The sequence below is a fragment of the Streptomyces sp. NEAU-W12 genome (assembly GCF_026242095.1).
Lineage (GTDB): Bacteria > Actinomycetota > Actinomycetes > Streptomycetales > Streptomycetaceae > Streptomyces.
In genome coordinates, this window is the sequence record NZ_JAPJDM010000020.1 from 21,679 (window position 1) to 38,783 (window position 17,105).

Here is a 17,105-nt window from a genome sequence, read left to right on the forward strand (position 1 = left end):
CACGACGGGCCCGACACGCGCCGCGGGCCGGGGGTCTCCAGCGTACGACGCCCGGCCCCGGCCCCGCCGCCCCGTCCGGCGGGGCGGCGGCGGGCGGACGGGGCGGCGAACGGCGGGCGAACGGCGAATGAGCGGCCCACGTCGGGCCGCCCGTGTCGTCACAACCGGTAGATCGTTGATCCGACCGTGGCTACGGAAAGTTACGGCGATGTGCTCTTCTCCTCGGCACGCGACAACGAACAGACACGTCTGGACGGGCTCACCCGGGCCCTGGACCCTGTCTCCTTCCAAACCCTGCACGACCTGGGTGTCGGGCCCGGCTGGCGCTGTCTCGACGTCGGAGCGGGGACCGGCACCGTCAGCTCCTGGCTGAGCCGGACCGTCCACGGGCCGGTCACCGCGCTCGACCGCGACATCACCTTCCTCGCGCGCAAGCGGTCGCACCTCGACGTCGTCCACGCCGACGTCAACGACACCGACTTCCCTCCGGGCGCGTTCGACCTCGTCCACGCCAGGCTGCTGGTGATGCACCTGCGGCAGCGGGAGGAACTGCTGCCCCGCATGCTGTCCTGGGTGCGGCCGGGCGGGCTGCTGGTGCTCACCGACGGTGTCGCCCTGCACCCCGAGCAGTACCATCACCCCGCCTACCGCGAGGTGATGACGGGCCACTTCCGCATGATGGCGAACGTGATCGGCAGCGACCTCCACTTCGCCTCCCGGTACCCGCAGATCCTCACGGACCTGGGACTGGCCAAGGTCGGCCTGCTCGCCCACCATCCGATCATCGGGATGAATCCGGGGTTCGGCACCTTCGTCGCGCACACGCTCGAGCAGTCCGAGAGCCACCTGCTGGCCGACGGGGTGGCCAGGGCCACGCTGGACGAGGCCGTCGCCCACGTGCGCCGGCCCTCGACCCGGGAGATGTTCATCGCGATGCTGACGGCGTGGGGCCGCAGACCGCACGAGGCCGCCCGGTAGACCCGTCCCGCCCCCGCGTACTCCTTCCCGCGCTCCACCGCGCTGTGGGAGGACCTCCCACCCGCCGCGTTCAACGGAAGCAGGCCGCATATCAGATGACCACAGCTCCTCCTTACGCTCCTCCCCCCGGTTCCACGCCCGGCCTCGACCGGCGCATCGCCGAGTTCGCCTCGGCCCGCACGCGCATGCTCCTGGCGAGCGACGGCCTGACGACCGTCCTGCTCGAAGCGGTGGTGAAGGCGTCCCTGCACGTCCGGATCACCCACACCACCCGACTGCCCGCGCACGCCCTCGACGACTCCGCCCCCCGGGCGGCGCTGGGTCTCGAGGCGGGCCGGCCGTGCCTGTTGCGCCGGACCCGGCTGGTCACACCCGCCGGTGTGCCCGTCTCCGCCAACGTCGTGGTCGCCGCGGCCGGCCGCGACGCGGACGTGGACGCCGCGATGCTGGCCCCGCGGCCCCTGGGGTACGCGCTGGCCGGCCGGGGCGGCCGGCTGGAGCGGCGACTGCTCCACGTCGGGCGTGCCGCCTGGCCCGAGGCACCGGACAAGCCCTGTGCGTCGAAGACGTACGTGATGTGCGACGCGGGCGGGCCGCTGATCTTCGTACGGGAGACGTTCAGTCCCGCCTACTTTCCCGCCGACACGGAGGGGACGGACGGGGCTGACGGGGCTGACAGCACGGGCGGGGCGACCACCGTGCGTGAGGCGTGCGCCGGCGGGTAAGGACGGGGCCGGAGGCCGTCGCCGACACGCGGGCTCCGGACCACCCCCGGGCCCCGCACGCGCGAAGCAGCCCGGCCTCGACCCCGACCGGCTCGGCCCGCGTCTCCCGGGCCCCCGCGTCTCCCGGACCCCGCACGCGCGAAGCCGCCCGGCGCCGGTGGCCCTCCTGGGCTCCCCGGCGCCGGGCGTTCCCCCGCAACCCCCGTGTGCGGTGGCCGTCCGCGGCCGCGGCTACTCCGTGGCGATCGCGTTCAGGACGTTCATCCGGCCCGCCCGGAACGCCGGGACCAGAGCCGCGAACAGTCCCACGAACGCCGAGGCGATGAACACACCGATGATCGTCGGCCACGGGATCTCGAGGACCTTCAGGCCCTCCAGTGCGAGGAGCTGCTGTGCGGTGGCGCCCCAGCCCATGCCGAGCCCCAGGCCCAGCAGGGCGCCGAAGAGGGCGATGACGACCGACTCCAGGCGGATCATGCGGCGCAGCTGGCGGCGCGAGAGACCGATGGCCCGCATCAGGCCGATCTCCCTCGTCCGCTCGACCACCGACAGGGCCAGGGTGTTCACCACACCCAGGACCGCGACGACGATCGCCAGGGCCAGCAGGCCGTAGATCATGTTCAGCAGCTGGCCGATCTGGTCCTTGAGCGCTTCCTTGTAGTCGGTCTGGTCGCGCACGGTGTACTGCGGGTAGTCGCGCAGCGAGTCCTTCAGCGCCGTGTACGCGGCCTCCTGCTGCCCCTCCTTCGCCGTGGCGAAGAGCAGCGTGTCCAGCGGCAGCCTGTCGGCCGGGACGTACGTCGCGAGGGTGTCGATCGACGTGTAGATCGCACCCGCGTCGATCACGGCCTCGCTGCTGGTGATCGCCCGGACGGTCAGGGTGCCGGTCTCCCCGTCCTTGAACGCGACGTCGATCGTCGAGCCGAGGCCGATGCCGTGGTCCTCGGCGAACTTCTCGTGGACGGACATCGAGTCGGGCCGGTAGGCGTCGGAGAGCTTCCCCTCCACCGTCTCCACCCGCAGGTCGGTGGCGTACGTCGGGTCGGCCGCCGTGATCGCCGTGTCCTCGAGCCGCTTTCCGTCGGGTGTGGTGAAGTCCGCCTCGGTCCACTTGTACTCGGTGACGCGCTCCAGCTCCGGGGTGTCCTGCACCGCCTTCACCGCCTGCGGGGTGAGGAGCTGGCCGCTGTCGGACTGGATGATGAAGTCCGTGCCGACGGTCTTGTCGAGCTCGTCGGTGGCGGAGGCCACCATGGACGAGCCGACCACCGACAGGCACGCCACCAGGGCCAGCCCGATCATCAGCGCGGCACCGGTGGCGCCGGTGCGGCGCGGGTTGCGCAGCGCGTTGCGCTCGGCCATCCGCCCCACGGGACCGAAGACCCGCAGCACGACGACGCCCAGCACCCGGACCACACCGCCGGCGAGCAGCGGGCCGATGAGCACGAACCCGATCAGCGAGAGCACCACACCCGGGCCCAGCCACATCGAGCCCTCGGCGGCCTTGTCCGCCGCCGAGGCGAGGTACAGCGCGAACGCGCCGACCGCGGTCAGGAACGTGCCGATGCCGCCCCGGATCCAGCCGGCCCTGGCGTCCGCGGGGACACCCGCGTCACGCAGGGCGGCCATCGGGGAGATCTTCCCGGCCCGCCGCGCGGGCAGGTAGGCGGCCAGGACGGTGACGACGACGCCCAGGAGCAGTCCGACCACCGGGGTCGTCCAGGCGACCGTGAGGTCGTCGGTGGACAGCTCCATGCCGACCGCGCCCATGAGCTTCATCAGCCCGACCGCGAGCCCGACGCCCGCGGCCACCCCGAGCACCGACCCGACGAGGCCGAGGAGCAGCGCCTCGATCAGCACCGAACGGTTGACCTGCTTGCGGGAGGAGCCGATGGCCCGCATCAGGCCGATCTCCCGGGTGCGCTGGGCGACCAGCATGGAGAACGTGTTGATGATCAGGAAGATGCCGACGAGGAACGCGATCCCGGCGAAGCCGAGCATCGCGTACTTCAGGACGCTCATGAAGCCCTCGACGTCCTGCTGGCCGGCCTCCGCGCTCTCCTTGGCGGTCAGCACCTTGTAGTCGCCGCCCAGAGCGGCCACGACGTTCTGCTTCAGCTGTGCGTCGCTGACGCCGTCGGCGGCCGTGGCGTTGACGTTGGTGAAGACACCGCTCTCACCGATCAGGACCTGCTGGGCGGTGGCCGTGTCCAGGAAGAAGATCGCGGCACCGGGGTTGGTGACGGTGAAGTCGGTGATGCCGGAGATCTTCGCGGTGTGCGTGCCGACCACGCTGATGACACTGATCGCGTCACCGAGCTCCAGGCCGTGCTTGTCGGCGGTGTCGGCGTCCACCATGACCTGGTCGGGGCCCTCGGGCGGCGCACCGGAGGTGATCTTCATGGTGCGGGCGTCGTTGGCGGTCCAGTTGCCGACGATGGTCGGGCCGCCGCTGGTGGGCGAGAGGCTCTCCTTGTCGCGGTCGACCACGGTCAGCGCGGTGGAGTGCAGCGCCCCCTCGGCCGACTTCACCCCGTCCACGTCCCGCACCCGGGCGAGCACGGACTCCGCGACGACCGGCGGCTTGCCGGTGTCGGAGGTGGTCTCGCCGCCGTCGGAGGCGTCCTTGGCGCTGACCGTGACGTCCGACGCCGTGGCCGCGAACAGCTTGTCGAACGTCGTCGACATCGTGTCCGTGAACACCAGCGTCCCGGACACGAACGCCACCGACAGCAGCACCGCCACCGCCGACAGCGCCATCCGCCCCTTGTGCGCGAGGAAGTTGCGCATCGAGGTCTTCAGCACGGTCATGACGTACGCCCCCGGGCGTCGAAGTCCTTCATGCGGTCCAGGACCTGTTCGGCCGTCGGCTTGTGCATCTCGTCGACGATGCGGCCGTCGGCGAGGTACAGCACCCGGTCCGCGTAGGAGGCGGCGACCGGGTCGTGCGTGACCATCACGATGGTCTGGCCCAGGTCGTCGACCGAGCGGCGCAGGAAGCCGAGGACCTCGGCACCCGCGCGCGAGTCGAGGTTTCCGGTCGGCTCGTCACCGAAGATGATCTCCGGCCGGGCCGCCAGGGCCCGCGCCACCGCCACCCGCTGCTGCTGCCCGCCGGAGAGCTGGGTGGGTCGGTGCCTCAACCGGTCGGACAGGCCGACGGTCTCCACCACCCGGTCCAGCCACGGCTGGTCCGGCTTACGGCCGGCGATGTCCATGGGAAGCGTGATGTTCTCGATCGCGTTCAGTGTCGGCAGCAGGTTGAACGCCTGGAAGATGAAGCCGATCCGGTCCCGGCGCAGCCGCGTCAGCTTCTTGTCCTTCAGCCCGGTGATCTCCGTCTCGTCCAGGTGGATCTGCCCGCTGGTCACCGTGTCGAGCCCGGCCAGGCAGTGCATCAGCGTGGACTTGCCGGACCCCGACGGGCCCATGATCGCGGTGAACCGGCCGCGGGCGATGTCCACGTCCACGTGATCGAGGGCGACGACGCGGGTCTCCCCGGACCCGTACGCCTTCACGACCTGCCGGGCCCGCGCGGCAACGGCCGTAGGCCCACCGGTTCCTCCGTGCTTGGGAAGGGTCACAGCCGATGTCACGGTAAGTCTCCTATGTCGGTCAGCAAGGGGGAAAGCGGTGCCCGCGCGACCGCCGTCGTGCCCGACGGCCGCTCCGTGCGTGTTCGTTCGACGTGATGCAGTCTGGTGGCGGGGAAGGCCGGGCGCCCTGGTGCCCGGCGCAGTCTTCCTCGGGGGAAAACCCCACCTCCCGGTGGCGTGCTCGCCGCCCCCCAGCGGCATAAAGCCAGGTTAAGGACCGACCTCGCCCCGTCTCGTCCTCCGCCGGTACGAGCCCTCCCCGAGCCGTAGTGCGGAGGTACCCCTAGGGGCTCTCCACCGGCAGGCGGAGCCCTTCTCGGGGTTCCTCCTCCGGAGGCCCCGGCCGGCCTCCGCCCTCACCCCACGTCAGGGTCAAGGACCGCACCGGCGAACGGGCCTGGGGAAACGTCCGCGGCCGCGAAGGGCGGGGCACACGGACGGGCGGCCGGGGGCGGCGGGGGGCGCGGACCCCGCCGGCCCCCGCCGCCCCCCCCCCCCCCGCCCCGCCCTCCGCCTCAGCGGCGGAAACGGGAACGACGGATCAGAGCAGCCCGTCCCACATCTGCTCCAGCAGCACCGACCACCAGCTCTCCGGCGAACCGAGCGCCGCGGGATCCAGCGCCGCCAGCTGCATCTGGAAGTCGACGGTCCAGCGGCCCGCCTGCTCCTGGTTCAGCCCGAACCGCAGCCGCCACATCCGCCCCAGCAACGCCAGACAACGCGCGAACTCCGGCAGCCCCGTGTTCACGAACTGCGGCGGTACGGGCGCACCGCCCGGTCCCGCCTCCACCGGCACCGCGACGATGTTCGCCGTGCCGTACTGCACACAGATCGCCTTGCCGAAGTCGCTGCCCATGACGAGGTACGAGCCCGCGTCCGACGCCGGCTGCACACCCCGCTCCGCGGCCAGCTCCGCCAGCGTCGGCACCGGACGGCCCGGCTGGGCCTGCGCCCAGAAGAACGGGCCCATGTCCAGCGGCAGCCCGGCCACCACCAGCGTGTGCGCCACCACCGGCGGCACCCCCTGCCGGGACACCGCCTGCTGCTCGAACCGGAACACCCCCGGCCCGAACGCCCCCGCCAGCTCCTGCCCGACGGCCTCCGGCGGGAGCGGCGGCGCCGGCTGCACCGGCGCCAACGGCGCGCGCACCGGCGCCGGCCGGGCGGGCCCGTCCGCCACCTGGTGCAACTCGCCCTGATGGACGAGCAGTTGCTGCATGCCCTGCTGCCGGCTCGCATGATCCGTGCCGTACGGCGCGATGTTCGTGATCCGCGCCTGCGGCCACTGCTCCCGGATCATCCGCGCACAGTACGCGCCCGGCAGCTCGCACGACTCCAACTCCGTGTGCAGTTCCAGCACCTGGTCCGGCGGCACGTTCATCGCCCGCAGCTCGTGGAAGATCTGCCACTCCGGATGCGGCGTGCCCGGCGCCGAACGCCGGATCAGCTGCTGCTCGGAACCGTCCTGCGCCCGGTAGCGCAGCACGGCCTGATAGCCGGGACCGACCGTCGGCTGCCCGACCGGCTGCGGCGGATAGCCGTAGGCCGGTGGCCGACCGGGTCCGGGCACACCCGGCGGCACCGCACCCGGCATCCCGGGCGGCATCCCGCCGGGCACCCCCGGCGGGGCGGGAGGCGGCGGCACACCCGGGCCACCGGGGGCCGAGGGCGGCGGAGGCGTACCGGGCCCACCGACGGGAGTGCCCGCCAGCACGGTCTCCGCGTGATGCACGGGACCACGCCCGCCCGCCGCGGCCCCCGGAACCCCCGGAGCGCCGGGCGGATGCGGCGCACCCGGGGCGCCAGGGGCGCCAGGGGCGCCGGGAGGCCCTGGAGGCCGCGGCGCACCCGGAACACCGGGAGGCCCGGGAGGCTGCGGCGCACCGGCACCCGGTCGGCCGGGGTCGGCGAACATCGTCACGGCGTGATGGACACCGCCGGGCGGCGTGCCCGGCACCGGCGGGGCACCGGGCGGAGGCGCCGGGGCCCCGGGCGGCTGCGGACCGCCCGGGGGACCTCCCTGGCCTGCCGGACCTCCCTGGCCGTCGAAACCGCCGAGGCCGTTGGACCCCAGGGACGACACCATCTGCGTCGGCACGTACCCGCCCGCCGGACCGCCCGGCGCACCCGGCGCACCCGGGGGGCCCGGGGGGCCCGGCGGAGGCGGCGGCGTCGGACCCGCGGGGCGGCGCGGGGGCGCCGCCTTGCCGGTCGCGGCGTCGGCGATGTCCGCGGCGTCCTGCGCCGGCGGAGGCGTACCGGGAACCTCCGGCGCATCCGGCGGAGTCTGCGCGTCCGCGTCCTGCAGCGCCGGCGTCAGCGCCGTCGGCGGCAGCTGGCTGCCCCCCGACATCAGCGCCGTGGGTGCGTCCGCCGCCGACGCCGAGGGCGGCGGCGTGTCCTCGTCGGACTCGCTCAACGGCGGCGCGAACACGGTGACCGGGAGCGGCACCGAACCGTCCTCACCGGCGTCGGCGTTCGTGTCCGTACCGGCCCACGGCGTCGCCCCGGCCGGAGTGCCCGCACCGGTGCCCGCCGGGGAGCCGTCCCCTCCGGCAGCGGGCCAGGCGGCGCCACTCCCGGATGCCGCCGGCGCACCCGGCACCGCGGCACCGGCAGCCGCGGCCCCGGACCCAGCCGTACCGGAACCGGCCGTACCGGACCCGCCGGACCCGCCCGCCGCCCCGGCCGCATCCTCCGAACCGTCCGACGTCTCCCCCCGCCGGTCCGGAATGCCCAGCCGGTCCGCCGCCTCCTGCAACCACTCCGGCGGACTCAGCAGGAACGACGTCTGATTCAGGTCCACCCGCGCCGGAGCCGCCGGCGCCGGCCCTTCCGCCTCATCCGTACGGGCGTACTCCTCCTCGTACCGGCGGATCACCTCGCCCACCGCCAGCGCGGGCCACAGCGTCGCCTCACCGCTGTCCCGGGCGATCACCAGCCGCTGGCCACCGCCGTCCGACCGCGGCCCGTCCTCGCGGTCCTCCGCCCACACCACGAACCCGAGGCCGAACTCCCGCACCCGCACCTCACGGTGCTGATACGACGGCGTTTCCCCGTTGACCCACTCCTCCGCACGCTCCTGCGCCTGCGCGAACGTCACCATCGCCGGACCTCACTCCCCCGCAGCAACCGGAACGACCTGCGCGAAGCCGCCGTCCACCATCAGATTCGCCACCGTCTCCAGCTCCGGCGGCGACCCCGCCAGCCGGGCCAGGAAGGCGTCGAAGTCGTCCCCGCACGGCAGCAGCAGCCGCTCCACCCGCTCCGCCGGCGGCCACGACGGATCCACGTCCCGCGCGTCGTCGTAGGCGCAGAACCACACCGAACCCACCCGGTCGCCCCGCACCTTCACCGCCAGCAGACCTCCCTGGACGAAACCGACGGCCAGATAGTCCTTGGTCAGGTGATCACGCAGACACTTGTTGATGTACACCAGGTCGTTGACCGCGGCCTCGTCCCGCACCGTGAAGAACGGCTGGTCGACCAGCAGGCCCAGCTCGGCGTCCAGCGCCGTGCCCACCGGCGCGCAACCGCCCGCCGCCTTCAGGAACGACCGGTACGCGCCGGGCAGCCGGTAGCCGAGGTCCTCCTCGACGTTCAGCACCTGCGCCTCGGTCACCGCGAGCCCCGACTTCGGCAGCCGGAAGTGCGCCGGACGCGTCTCCTGCAACGGCCGCGTGCCCCGCTTCTCCTGGTCCACGCCCGACGTCACCAGCCCGCCGTGGTGCCGCAGCAGCGCCTTCACCTCGACCGGCACCAGCTCCAGCCGCCGCGACGCCACCGCGTGGTGCCACGTCCAGCCGTGCGGCGTCGCCACCGCGGGCACCGTGCCCCACAGCTCGTGACCGGTCGCCGCCAGCGCCGCGTTCGCCGACACGTAGTCCGTCAGCCGCAGTTCGTCGACGCCGAAGCCCTCCGGCGGCTCCGCGATCTCCGCCGCCACACGCGCGTAGGGCGAGAAATCGGGGTAACCGCGCTCGTCCACCCGCACCCCTCTCGGGTGACGGGCCGCCCGCACCGGATCCGGGAAGTGCACGACCTGCCCGGCATAGGCCGCATTCGGCGGCACGGCTCTCTGCCCGAGCCGACCTGTCGTCATGGCGGTTGCCCCCTGCGGCACTCTGTACGAACCGCGCCGACCACCATCGTGCCGTCACGGAGCGTATTCGACTGTCACGTCTGTCTCGACTGCTTGCCGCCGCCACCCCCACCGGCTCCCCGCACGCCGTCCGCACGGTTCACCGCAGGAATCGCGACACCAACAGCCTATGCGGTACGACGGCACCGGTCACCGGGCGCCGGTCGCCCGCCCGTCCGCTTCCGTGACCAAACGTCACCCTCCCGTGACAGCTCGCCCAAACCCGGGCGTGTCGCCCCGCCCCAGCTTCCCCATCAGCCGCGCCGTTTGGCACTCTGTGAGCTTCCGGGGGATGCACAGGAGGGGAAGGCGATCATGAACATGACTCAAGCAGGAGCACCGGCGGGACACCCCGCCGACCCGCGCGGCGGCGACCCCCGCATCGGCTGGAGCAGCACCGCCGCCCGCACCCCCCTCCTCCACCACCGCCGCGACGGCATCCTGCCCACCATCGCCGCCGCCCTCTCCATCCGCGGCACCACCCTCACCGGCACCGCCGCCCGCGCCGACAGACCCCCCGAACTGCACCCCCTCGTCCAGGACTTCCTCGACACCCTCACCAGCGGCCAACGCGACCGCTTCACCGGCCGCTGCGCCGAGACGATCCTCATCTCCCGGCACCTCACCGCCGCCGACTCCGCGCGCAGCAAACGCGCCGCGCGCAGACCCATGACCAACGGCGAAGCGCGCAAAGCGCTCAAACACGCCAAGCTCACAGCCCGTCACATCCGCGAGGACGGTGACCCCCTCCACGGCGGCTACGCCGCCCCCTGCCGGGCCTGCACCGCCCTCACCGCCCACTTCGGCGTCCGCGTCGTCGACCCCGGGTGAACCCGCCCGGTGAGTGATTCCGTACGCCCGGTCCGTACCCACCCCTGACCCACGCACCACCGCCACCCGGCCGGCCCCCACACCCCACCGGCCGCACCACCACGACGAACGAACGAACGGCAGATGCGCACCGACCACGCACCCTCCCCCGACCACCCGGCCCCACCCGGACCGGGGGTAATCTCCCACCGCTTCCCCGCCCCCGTCGCCGCCGCCCTGCGCGCCGCCGGCTGGCAGCCGGGGCGCTGGGACATCGGGCAAGCCGAGATCTGGGCCGACACCCTGCGTGACCACACCTCACCGGCAGGACACCGCCACACCGTCTTCCCCGCCGCCGTCGAGGCCTGGGCCGAATTCGGCGGACTCCACATCTCCCCCACCGGTCCCGGCCGCCAACTCGCCCCCGCCACCCTCCACCTCGACCCCCTCCACGGCCTCCACATGGCCCGCACCCTCGGCGACCTGGGCCGCGCACTCCACACCGAGGTCTGCCCCGTCGGCGCCGACCCCGACACCCGCACCCTCGTCGCCATCGACACCGAAGGCCGCGTCTACGCCCTCGACCACACCGGTGACTGGTACCTCGGCCACGACATCGACCAGGGCCTCACCGCCCTCGTCTCCGGCACCGAACCCACCCGCCTCACCACAGGCTGACCGGCCGCCACGCCCGCCGGTCACCGGGCCGTGCCCGCCGGACACCCGGCCGCCACGCCGGCCGCTCACCAGCCGCCGTCGCCGGCCGCCCTACGACGCCGGAATCACCGCCGACACCCGGAAACCCCCCGCGTCCGTAGGCCCCGACACGAACACCCCGCCCAGCGCCGACACCCGCTCCTTCATCCCCACCAGACCGTTCCCGCCCGACGGCAGCCGTGCCGAGGACCCCGCCTCCGGCGGCGGCTCGTTCTCCACCTGCATCGCGATCTCCGACACCCGGTGCGCCAGCCGCACATACGTCTTCGCCCCCGGCGCGTGCTTGTGCACGTTCGTCAGCGCCTCCTGCACCACCCGGTACGCCGTCGACTCCACCACTCCCGCGTACGACCGGCCCTCCCCCTCCACCGACAGAGCCACCACCATCCCCGCAGCCGCCGACTGCCCCACCAGCTCGTCTATCTCCGACAGGCTCGGCCCCTCACCCCCACCGGGCCCCTCCTCGCTCACCGCCCGCGACGCCGCCGCGGCCGCCGCCGCGCCCACCGCCGCCAGCGGCAACGCCGCCCCCGCCCTGCGCCCCGCACCGTCCCCGCCGGACCGCAGCACCCCGAGCATCTCCCGCAACTCCGTCAGCGCCTGCCGGCCCATGTCCCCCACCAGCGCGGCGTTCTTCACCGCCTTCTCCGGATCCTTGCGCGCCACCGCCTGCAACGCCGCCGCGTGCACCACCATCAGGCTCACCCGATGCGCGACCACGTCGTGCATCTCCCGCGCGATCCGCGTCCGCTCCTCGTTACGCGCCCACTCGGCCCGCTCCTCGGCCCGCTCGGCCAGCAACTGGAGCTCCCGCTCCAGACTGTCCGCCCGCTCCCGCAGGCTCTCCATCAACCGCCGCCGTGCCCCCACGTACAGCCCCAGCAGCACCGGCGGCGCGGTCAGCCCCACCGACGTCGCGACCGACGCGAACGGAACGAACCAGTCCCCCAGGTCCAGTTCCCCCCGCGCCATGTCCTGCCGCACCCGCACCAGCGTCACGATGAACGTCCCCACCAGCGACATCCCCGCCAGCGACGCGATGATCCGGCGCGGCAACTCCGAGGCCGCCAGCGTGTACAGGCCCACCAGGCCCATCAGGAAGCCCATCTGCGCCGGTGTGATGGCGATCACCACCAGCACCACGGCGATCGGCCAGTGCCGCCGCACCACCAGCACCGACCCCGCCAGCAACCCGAACAGCACCCCCGCGGCCACCGGGATCCCCGCGTCCCGCGCGAACGGAACCCCCTCCAGCCCGCACTCCAGCGCGGACACCACCGCAAGGCCCACATCCAGCACGGCACTACGCCGTCTGCCCCACCACCACGGCCCTCCACAGGCCGTCACATGCTCTTCCCCCGTCGCGGTCATGCCTCCACCCTAAAGGCGCCCGGTGCCGGATTTCCGGGGACTTTCCCCGACTGGCTCCCACCGCATCCCGTGACCGTTCAGGTGCGGTACACCCCGAAATCCCTCGCGCTGCCGAGCCGCACGCCGCCCGAGTCCGGAAGCCCGCGTTCCGCCCGGACGGCCTGTCCGTGACGTACGCACCGGGCACGTACGCCGATTCCGAAGCCCTCGGGGAACAGGTGGCCACCACCGCGGGTGCCTCGTCCTCGCCGTGCGGCAGAGCGGTGAGCCGTACCTCCGCGTCGAGGGGGACGGGGCGCCATCGTGACCCACGCGCAAGCACCTCTCCGGTAAGGTCTGAGTCGCCGTCCCCCGTGGTGTAACTGGCAGCACACTAGATTTTGGATCTAGTAGGACAAGGTTCGAATCCTTGCGGGGGAGCCACAGTGCAGCAAGACCCCGTGCGGGCCCTGACCGGTCAGCCCCCCGGTCAGGGCCCGCACGCGTGTCCGCCTCGAAACACCCCGGTATCCTGCGGATGTCCCCCTCCCCCTCACAGCCGAAGGGCATCCTTGTGAGCGCCAATCGCCCGGCAGCCGTCGTCGTTCTCGCAGCGGGTGAGGGCACCCGTATGAAGTCGGCCACCCCGAAGGTCCTGCACGACCTCTGCGGCCGTTCCCTGGTGGGCCATGTACTGGCCGCCTCCGGTGAGCTGGAGCCGGAGAACCTGGTCGTCGTCGTGGGGCACGCCCGCGAGCGGGTGACCGCGCACCTCGCCGAGGTCGCCCCCGACGTCCGTACCGCCGTCCAGGCGGAGCAGAACGGCACCGGGCACGCGGTGCGGATGGGGCTGGAGGAGCTGGGCGGCTCCGTGGACGGGACCGTGGTCGTGGTCTGCGGGGACACGCCGTTGCTGACCGGTGAGACGCTGCGGCGGCTGTCGGCCACGCATTCCGCGGACGGGAACGCGGTGACGGTGCTGACGGCCGAGGTGCCGGACGCGACGGGGTACGGGCGGATCGTGCGGGACGCGGCCTCGGGCGCGGTGACGGCGATCGTGGAGCACAAGGACGCGTCCGAGGAGCAGCGGGCGATCCGGGAGATCAACTCGGGTGTGTTCGCGTTCGACGGGGCTTTGCTGGCGGACGCGTTGAAGAGGGTGCGGACGGACAACAGCCAGGGTGAGGAGTACCTGACGGACGTACTGGGGATTCTGCGCGAGGCGGGGCACCGGGTGGGCGCGTCGGTGGCGGGCGACCACCGGGAGATCGCGGGGATCAACAACCGGGTGCAGCTGTCGCAGGCACGGCGGATCCTCAACGACCGGCTGCTGACCGACGCCATGCTCTCCGGGGTCACCGTCGTCGACCCCGCCACGACGTGGCTGGACGTCACGGTGACGTTCGAGCGGGACGTGGTGGTGCATCCGGGGACGCAGCTGCACGGCGCCACGCATCTCGCCGAGGGGTGCGAGGTGGGCCCCAACGCACGGCTGACGGACACGCGGGTGGGCGCCGGGGCGCGGGTGGACAACACGGTGGCGTCGGGTGCGGAGGTGGGTCCGGAGGCGACGGTGGGGCCGTACGCGTACCTGCGTCCGGGGACGCGGCTGGGCCGCAAGGGCAAGATCGGCACGTACGTGGAGACGAAGAACGCGTCGATCGGCGAGGGGACGAAGGTTCCGCATCTGTCGTATGTGGGGGACGCGACGATCGGCGCGTTCTCGAACATCGGTGCGGCGAGCGTGTTCGTGAACTACGACGGGCAGGACAAACATCACACGACGGTCGGGTCGCACTGCCGGACCGGGTCGGACAACATGTTCGTGGCACCTGTCACCGTCGGGGACGGTGCCTACACTGCCGCCGGCTCTGTGATCACGAAGGACGTGCCGCCCGGTTCGCTGGCCGTGGCCCGGGGCCAGCAGCGGAACATCGAGGGCTGGGTGGCCCGTAAGCGTCCGGGGAGCGCTGCCGCGAGGGCCGCGGAGGAGGCTGCCCAGGGGCCGGCCGAGCAGGGTTGACCGGAAAACGGTGCGCCAGAGTCGTCGTATCGTGATAAGTGCACATCCGCACCCCATCAGGTGAGATGACCTTTCGTGTACCGCCTGAGCGGTCCGGGGGGCCTCTCGCCGTCGAGCCGCGAGTTTCTGCGACACCTCTGAGGAGATAGTGCTGTGACCGGGATCAAGACGACCGGCCAGAAGAAGATGATGTTCTTCTCCGGCCGCGCCCACCCCGAGCTTGCCGAGGAGGTCGCCCGCCAGCTGGGTGTCGGGGTGGTGCCGACGAGGGCCTTCGACTTCGCCAACGGCGAGATCTACGTGCGGTACGAGGAGTCGGCCCGTGGGGCGGACTGCTTCCTGATCCAGAGCCACACGGCGCCGATCAACAAGTGGATCATGGAGCAGTTGATCATGATCGACGCGTTGAAGCGCGCGTCGGCGAGGTCGATCACCGTCATCGTGCCGTTCTACGGTTACGCGCGGCAGGACAAGAAGCACCGTGGGCGTGAACCGATCTCGGCGCGCCTGATCGCGGATCTGATGAAGACCGCGGGAGCGACCCGGGTACTGACGGTGGATCTGCACACGGACCAGATCCAGGGTTTCTTCGACGGCCCGGTGGATCACCTGTTCGCCCTGCCGCTGCTGGCGGACTACGTGGGCGCGAAGGTGGACCGGGAGAAGCTGACGGTGGTGTCGCCGGACGCGGGGCGCGTACGGGTGGCGGACCGCTGGTGCGACCGGCTGGGTGCGCCGCTGGCGATCGTGCACAAGCGGCGGGACAAGGACGTGGCGAACCAGGTCACGGTCCACGAGGTCGTCGGTGAGGTGAAGGGCCGCGTGTGCGTCCTGGTGGACGACATGATCGACACGGGTGGCACGATCTGCGCCGCGGCGGACGCGCTGTTCGCGCACGGCGCGGAGGACGTGATCGTGACGGCGACGCACGGCGTGCTGTCGGGTCCGGCGGCGGACCGGCTGAAGAACTCCCGGGTGAGCGAGTTCGTGTTCACGGACACGCTGCCGACGCCGGGTGAGCTGAGCGGCGACCTGGACAAGATCACGGTGCTGTCGATCGCGCCGACGATCGCGAGCGCGGTGCGCGAGGTGTTCGAGGACGGTTCGGTGACGAGCCTGTTCGACGAGCGGTAGGGGTCCCGCTCCGGGTTCCGCCGGCGCCCCGGCTGATCGTTTTGGGTACGGCCTCCCTGTCCGAGTAGACTGCTCCAGTTGCTCGGCGAGGGAGGCCGTACCGCTTCGCGAGGGGTGGAGTACGGCGGTCCGTTATCGACGCGCTCTTCGTAGCAGGCCGTTCGTGGCCGGGTGACCTTCCCCAAGCTCCACGGAGCGGGGGGTATCCCCAGCGGTTTCTGACTTCGAGGAGTGGTGAGCATGTCCGAGGTAAAGCTGCACGCGGAGACGCGGAGCGAGTTCGGCAAGGGCGCGGCGCGTCGTATCCGTCGTGAGGGCAAGGTTCCGGGCGTGGTGTACGAGCGTGGCCTCGAGCCGCTGCACGTGACGCTGCCGGGCCACGACCTGCTGCTGGCGCTGCGTACGCCGAACGTGCTGATCGATCTGGTCATCGACGGCAAGGGCAGCCAGCTGGCGATTCCGAAGGCCGTGCAGCGTGACGCGATCAAGGGCTTCCTGGAGCACGTCGACCTGCTGAAGGTCAAGAGCGGCGAGAAGGTCACCGTCGAGATCTTCGTGAACACCGAGGGCGAGCTGGCGCCGGGCGGCAACCTGCTGGAGCACGTCCTGTCCGCGCTGCCGGTCGAGACCGAGGCGACGCACATCCCGGAGGGCGTGACCATCTCGATCGAGGGTCTGACGGCCGGTGACGCGGTGCTCGCCAAGGACGTGAAGCTGCCGGCCGGTACGACGCTGGCGGTGGACGAGGACACCGTGGTGCTGCAGGTCCTGTCCGCGCAGGCCGAGGAGGCCGCGGAGGGCAACGGGGACGAGGCCGCCGGGGCCTGATCCTCCTCGTAGTCTTCGCTACGCGGTCTTCACTGCGCGTCGGCCGCTGTTCCCGTACGGGGGCAGCGGCCGACGCGTGTACGGGGACGGGACCGAGGACGAGACGCGGACGCGGACGCGGAAGCGGAAGCGGGACGAGGGAGACATGGACGTGACGACCGATGCGGCGGCCCCCTGGCTGGTCGTGGGGCTGGGCAATCCGGGGCCGGAGTACGCCGGGAACCGGCACAACGTGGGATTCATGGTGGCGGATCTGCTGGCGGAGCGGATCTCGGGCCGGTTCAAGCGGGCCGGGAAGGCTCAGGCGCAGGTCGTGGAGGGCCGGATCGGGCCACCGGGGCCGGCGAACCGCCGGGTGGTCCTGGCGAAGCCGACCTCGTTCATGAATCTGTCGGGCGGGCCGGTGAACGCGCTGCGGGAGTTCTACAAGGTGCCGGTGGCGCAGGTGGTGGCGGTCCATGACGAGCTGGACATCGAGTACGGGACGCTGCGGCTGAAGCTGGGTGGCGGGGACAACGGCCACAACGGGCTGAAGTCGATGACGAAGGCGTTCGGCCCGGGTTACCACCGGGTGCGGTTCGGGATCGGCCGGCCGCCGGGACGGATGCAGGTGGCGGACTACGTGCTGCGGGACTTCTCGTCCGCGGAGCGCAAGGAGCTGGACTACTTCGTGGACCGGGCGGCGGACGCGGTGGAGTGTCTGGTGCTCGACGGTCTGGAGCGGGCGCAGGGCACGTACAACTCCTGACGGTCCTCGTCGGACCCCGCACGGAGTTGACCGACCGCAAGGGCATGGCCAAAGA

The 17,105-nt window shown here is 72.3% G+C and carries 13 protein-coding genes and 1 tRNA gene; 9 read left to right on the forward strand and 5 right to left on the reverse strand.

The genetic code is table 11. The annotated features are described in order from the left end of the window. The first annotated feature begins 186 nt into the window (after positions 1-186). On the forward strand, positions 187-978 hold the full coding sequence (locus ORI94_RS24030; protein WP_266079178.1) for a class I SAM-dependent methyltransferase: 792 nt from the start codon (positions 187-189) through the stop codon (positions 976-978). 95 nt (positions 979-1,073) lie between these two features. After that, positions 1,074-1,703: a hypothetical protein gene (locus ORI94_RS24035; protein WP_266079180.1), complete on the forward strand. Its 630-nt coding sequence runs from the start codon at positions 1,074-1,076 to the stop codon at positions 1,701-1,703. Positions 1,704-1,934: 231 nt separating this feature from the next. Here ORI94_RS24035 and ORI94_RS24040 read toward each other — a convergent pair whose 3' ends face one another. From ORI94_RS24040 to ORI94_RS24055, 4 genes are all read right to left on the reverse strand, one after another. After that, a complete protein-coding gene (locus tag ORI94_RS24040) occupies positions 1,935-4,514 on the reverse strand; it encodes an ABC transporter permease (RefSeq protein WP_266079182.1) in 2,580 nt (859 codons plus the stop codon). Then, positions 4,511-5,299: an ABC transporter ATP-binding protein gene (locus ORI94_RS24045; protein WP_266079184.1), complete on the reverse strand. Its 789-nt coding sequence runs from the start codon at positions 5,297-5,299 to the stop codon at positions 4,511-4,513. The genes ORI94_RS24040 and ORI94_RS24045 overlap by 4 nt, the downstream gene beginning before the upstream one ends. Positions 5,300-5,840: 541 nt before the next feature. Then, entirely contained in the window at positions 5,841-8,405 is a 2,565-nt protein-coding gene (locus tag ORI94_RS24050; RefSeq protein ID WP_266079186.1) for an SUKH-4 family immunity protein, read from the reverse strand. Between the two features lie 9 nt (positions 8,406-8,414). Beyond that, positions 8,415-9,401, reverse strand: coding sequence for an SMI1/KNR4 family protein (locus tag ORI94_RS24055; protein WP_266079188.1), 987 nt, complete (start codon positions 9,399-9,401; stop codon positions 8,415-8,417). Positions 9,402-9,755: 354 nt separating this feature from the next. On the opposite strand from ORI94_RS24055, the gene ORI94_RS24060 reads away from it, so the two are divergent. Together ORI94_RS24060 and ORI94_RS24065 are read left to right on the forward strand one after the other, a co-directional pair. Continuing rightward, positions 9,756-10,271: a YwqJ-related putative deaminase gene (locus ORI94_RS24060; RefSeq protein WP_266079190.1), complete on the forward strand. Its 516-nt coding sequence runs from the start codon at positions 9,756-9,758 to the stop codon at positions 10,269-10,271. A 123-nt stretch (positions 10,272-10,394) separates the two neighbouring features. Beyond that, entirely contained in the window at positions 10,395-10,928 is a 534-nt protein-coding gene (locus ORI94_RS24065) for an SUKH-3 domain-containing protein (RefSeq protein ID WP_266079193.1), read from the forward strand. A gap of 90 nt (positions 10,929-11,018) precedes the next feature. On the opposite strand, the gene ORI94_RS24070 is transcribed toward ORI94_RS24065, so the two are convergent. Further along, entirely contained in the window at positions 11,019-12,338 is a 1,320-nt protein-coding gene (locus ORI94_RS24070) for a sensor histidine kinase (protein ID WP_266079196.1), read from the reverse strand. A gap of 347 nt (positions 12,339-12,685) precedes the next feature. Between ORI94_RS24070 and ORI94_RS24075 the strand changes: the two genes are divergently transcribed. From ORI94_RS24075 to pth, 5 genes are all read left to right on the forward strand, one after another. Continuing rightward, positions 12,686-12,761 (forward strand) — tRNA-Gln (locus ORI94_RS24075). 130 nt (positions 12,762-12,891) lie between these two features. Beyond that, positions 12,892-14,340, forward strand: coding sequence for a bifunctional UDP-N-acetylglucosamine diphosphorylase/glucosamine-1-phosphate N-acetyltransferase GlmU (gene glmU, locus ORI94_RS24080; protein ID WP_266079198.1), 1,449 nt, complete (start codon positions 12,892-12,894; stop codon positions 14,338-14,340). Positions 14,341-14,493: 153 nt separating this feature from the next. After that, positions 14,494-15,474, forward strand: a complete 981-nt coding sequence (locus ORI94_RS24085) for a ribose-phosphate diphosphokinase (protein ID WP_266079200.1) — start codon at positions 14,494-14,496, stop codon at positions 15,472-15,474. Positions 15,475-15,714: 240 nt separating this feature from the next. After that, positions 15,715-16,302 (forward strand): 50S ribosomal protein L25/general stress protein Ctc, encoded by a 588-nt coding sequence (locus tag ORI94_RS24090; RefSeq protein WP_266079202.1) that lies wholly within the window; start codon positions 15,715-15,717, stop codon positions 16,300-16,302. A gap of 145 nt (positions 16,303-16,447) precedes the next feature. Further along, complete coding sequence (gene pth, locus ORI94_RS24095) at positions 16,448-17,050, forward strand: aminoacyl-tRNA hydrolase (RefSeq protein WP_266079204.1); 603 nt, start codon at positions 16,448-16,450, stop codon at positions 17,048-17,050. Positions 17,051-17,105 lie beyond the last annotated feature (55 nt).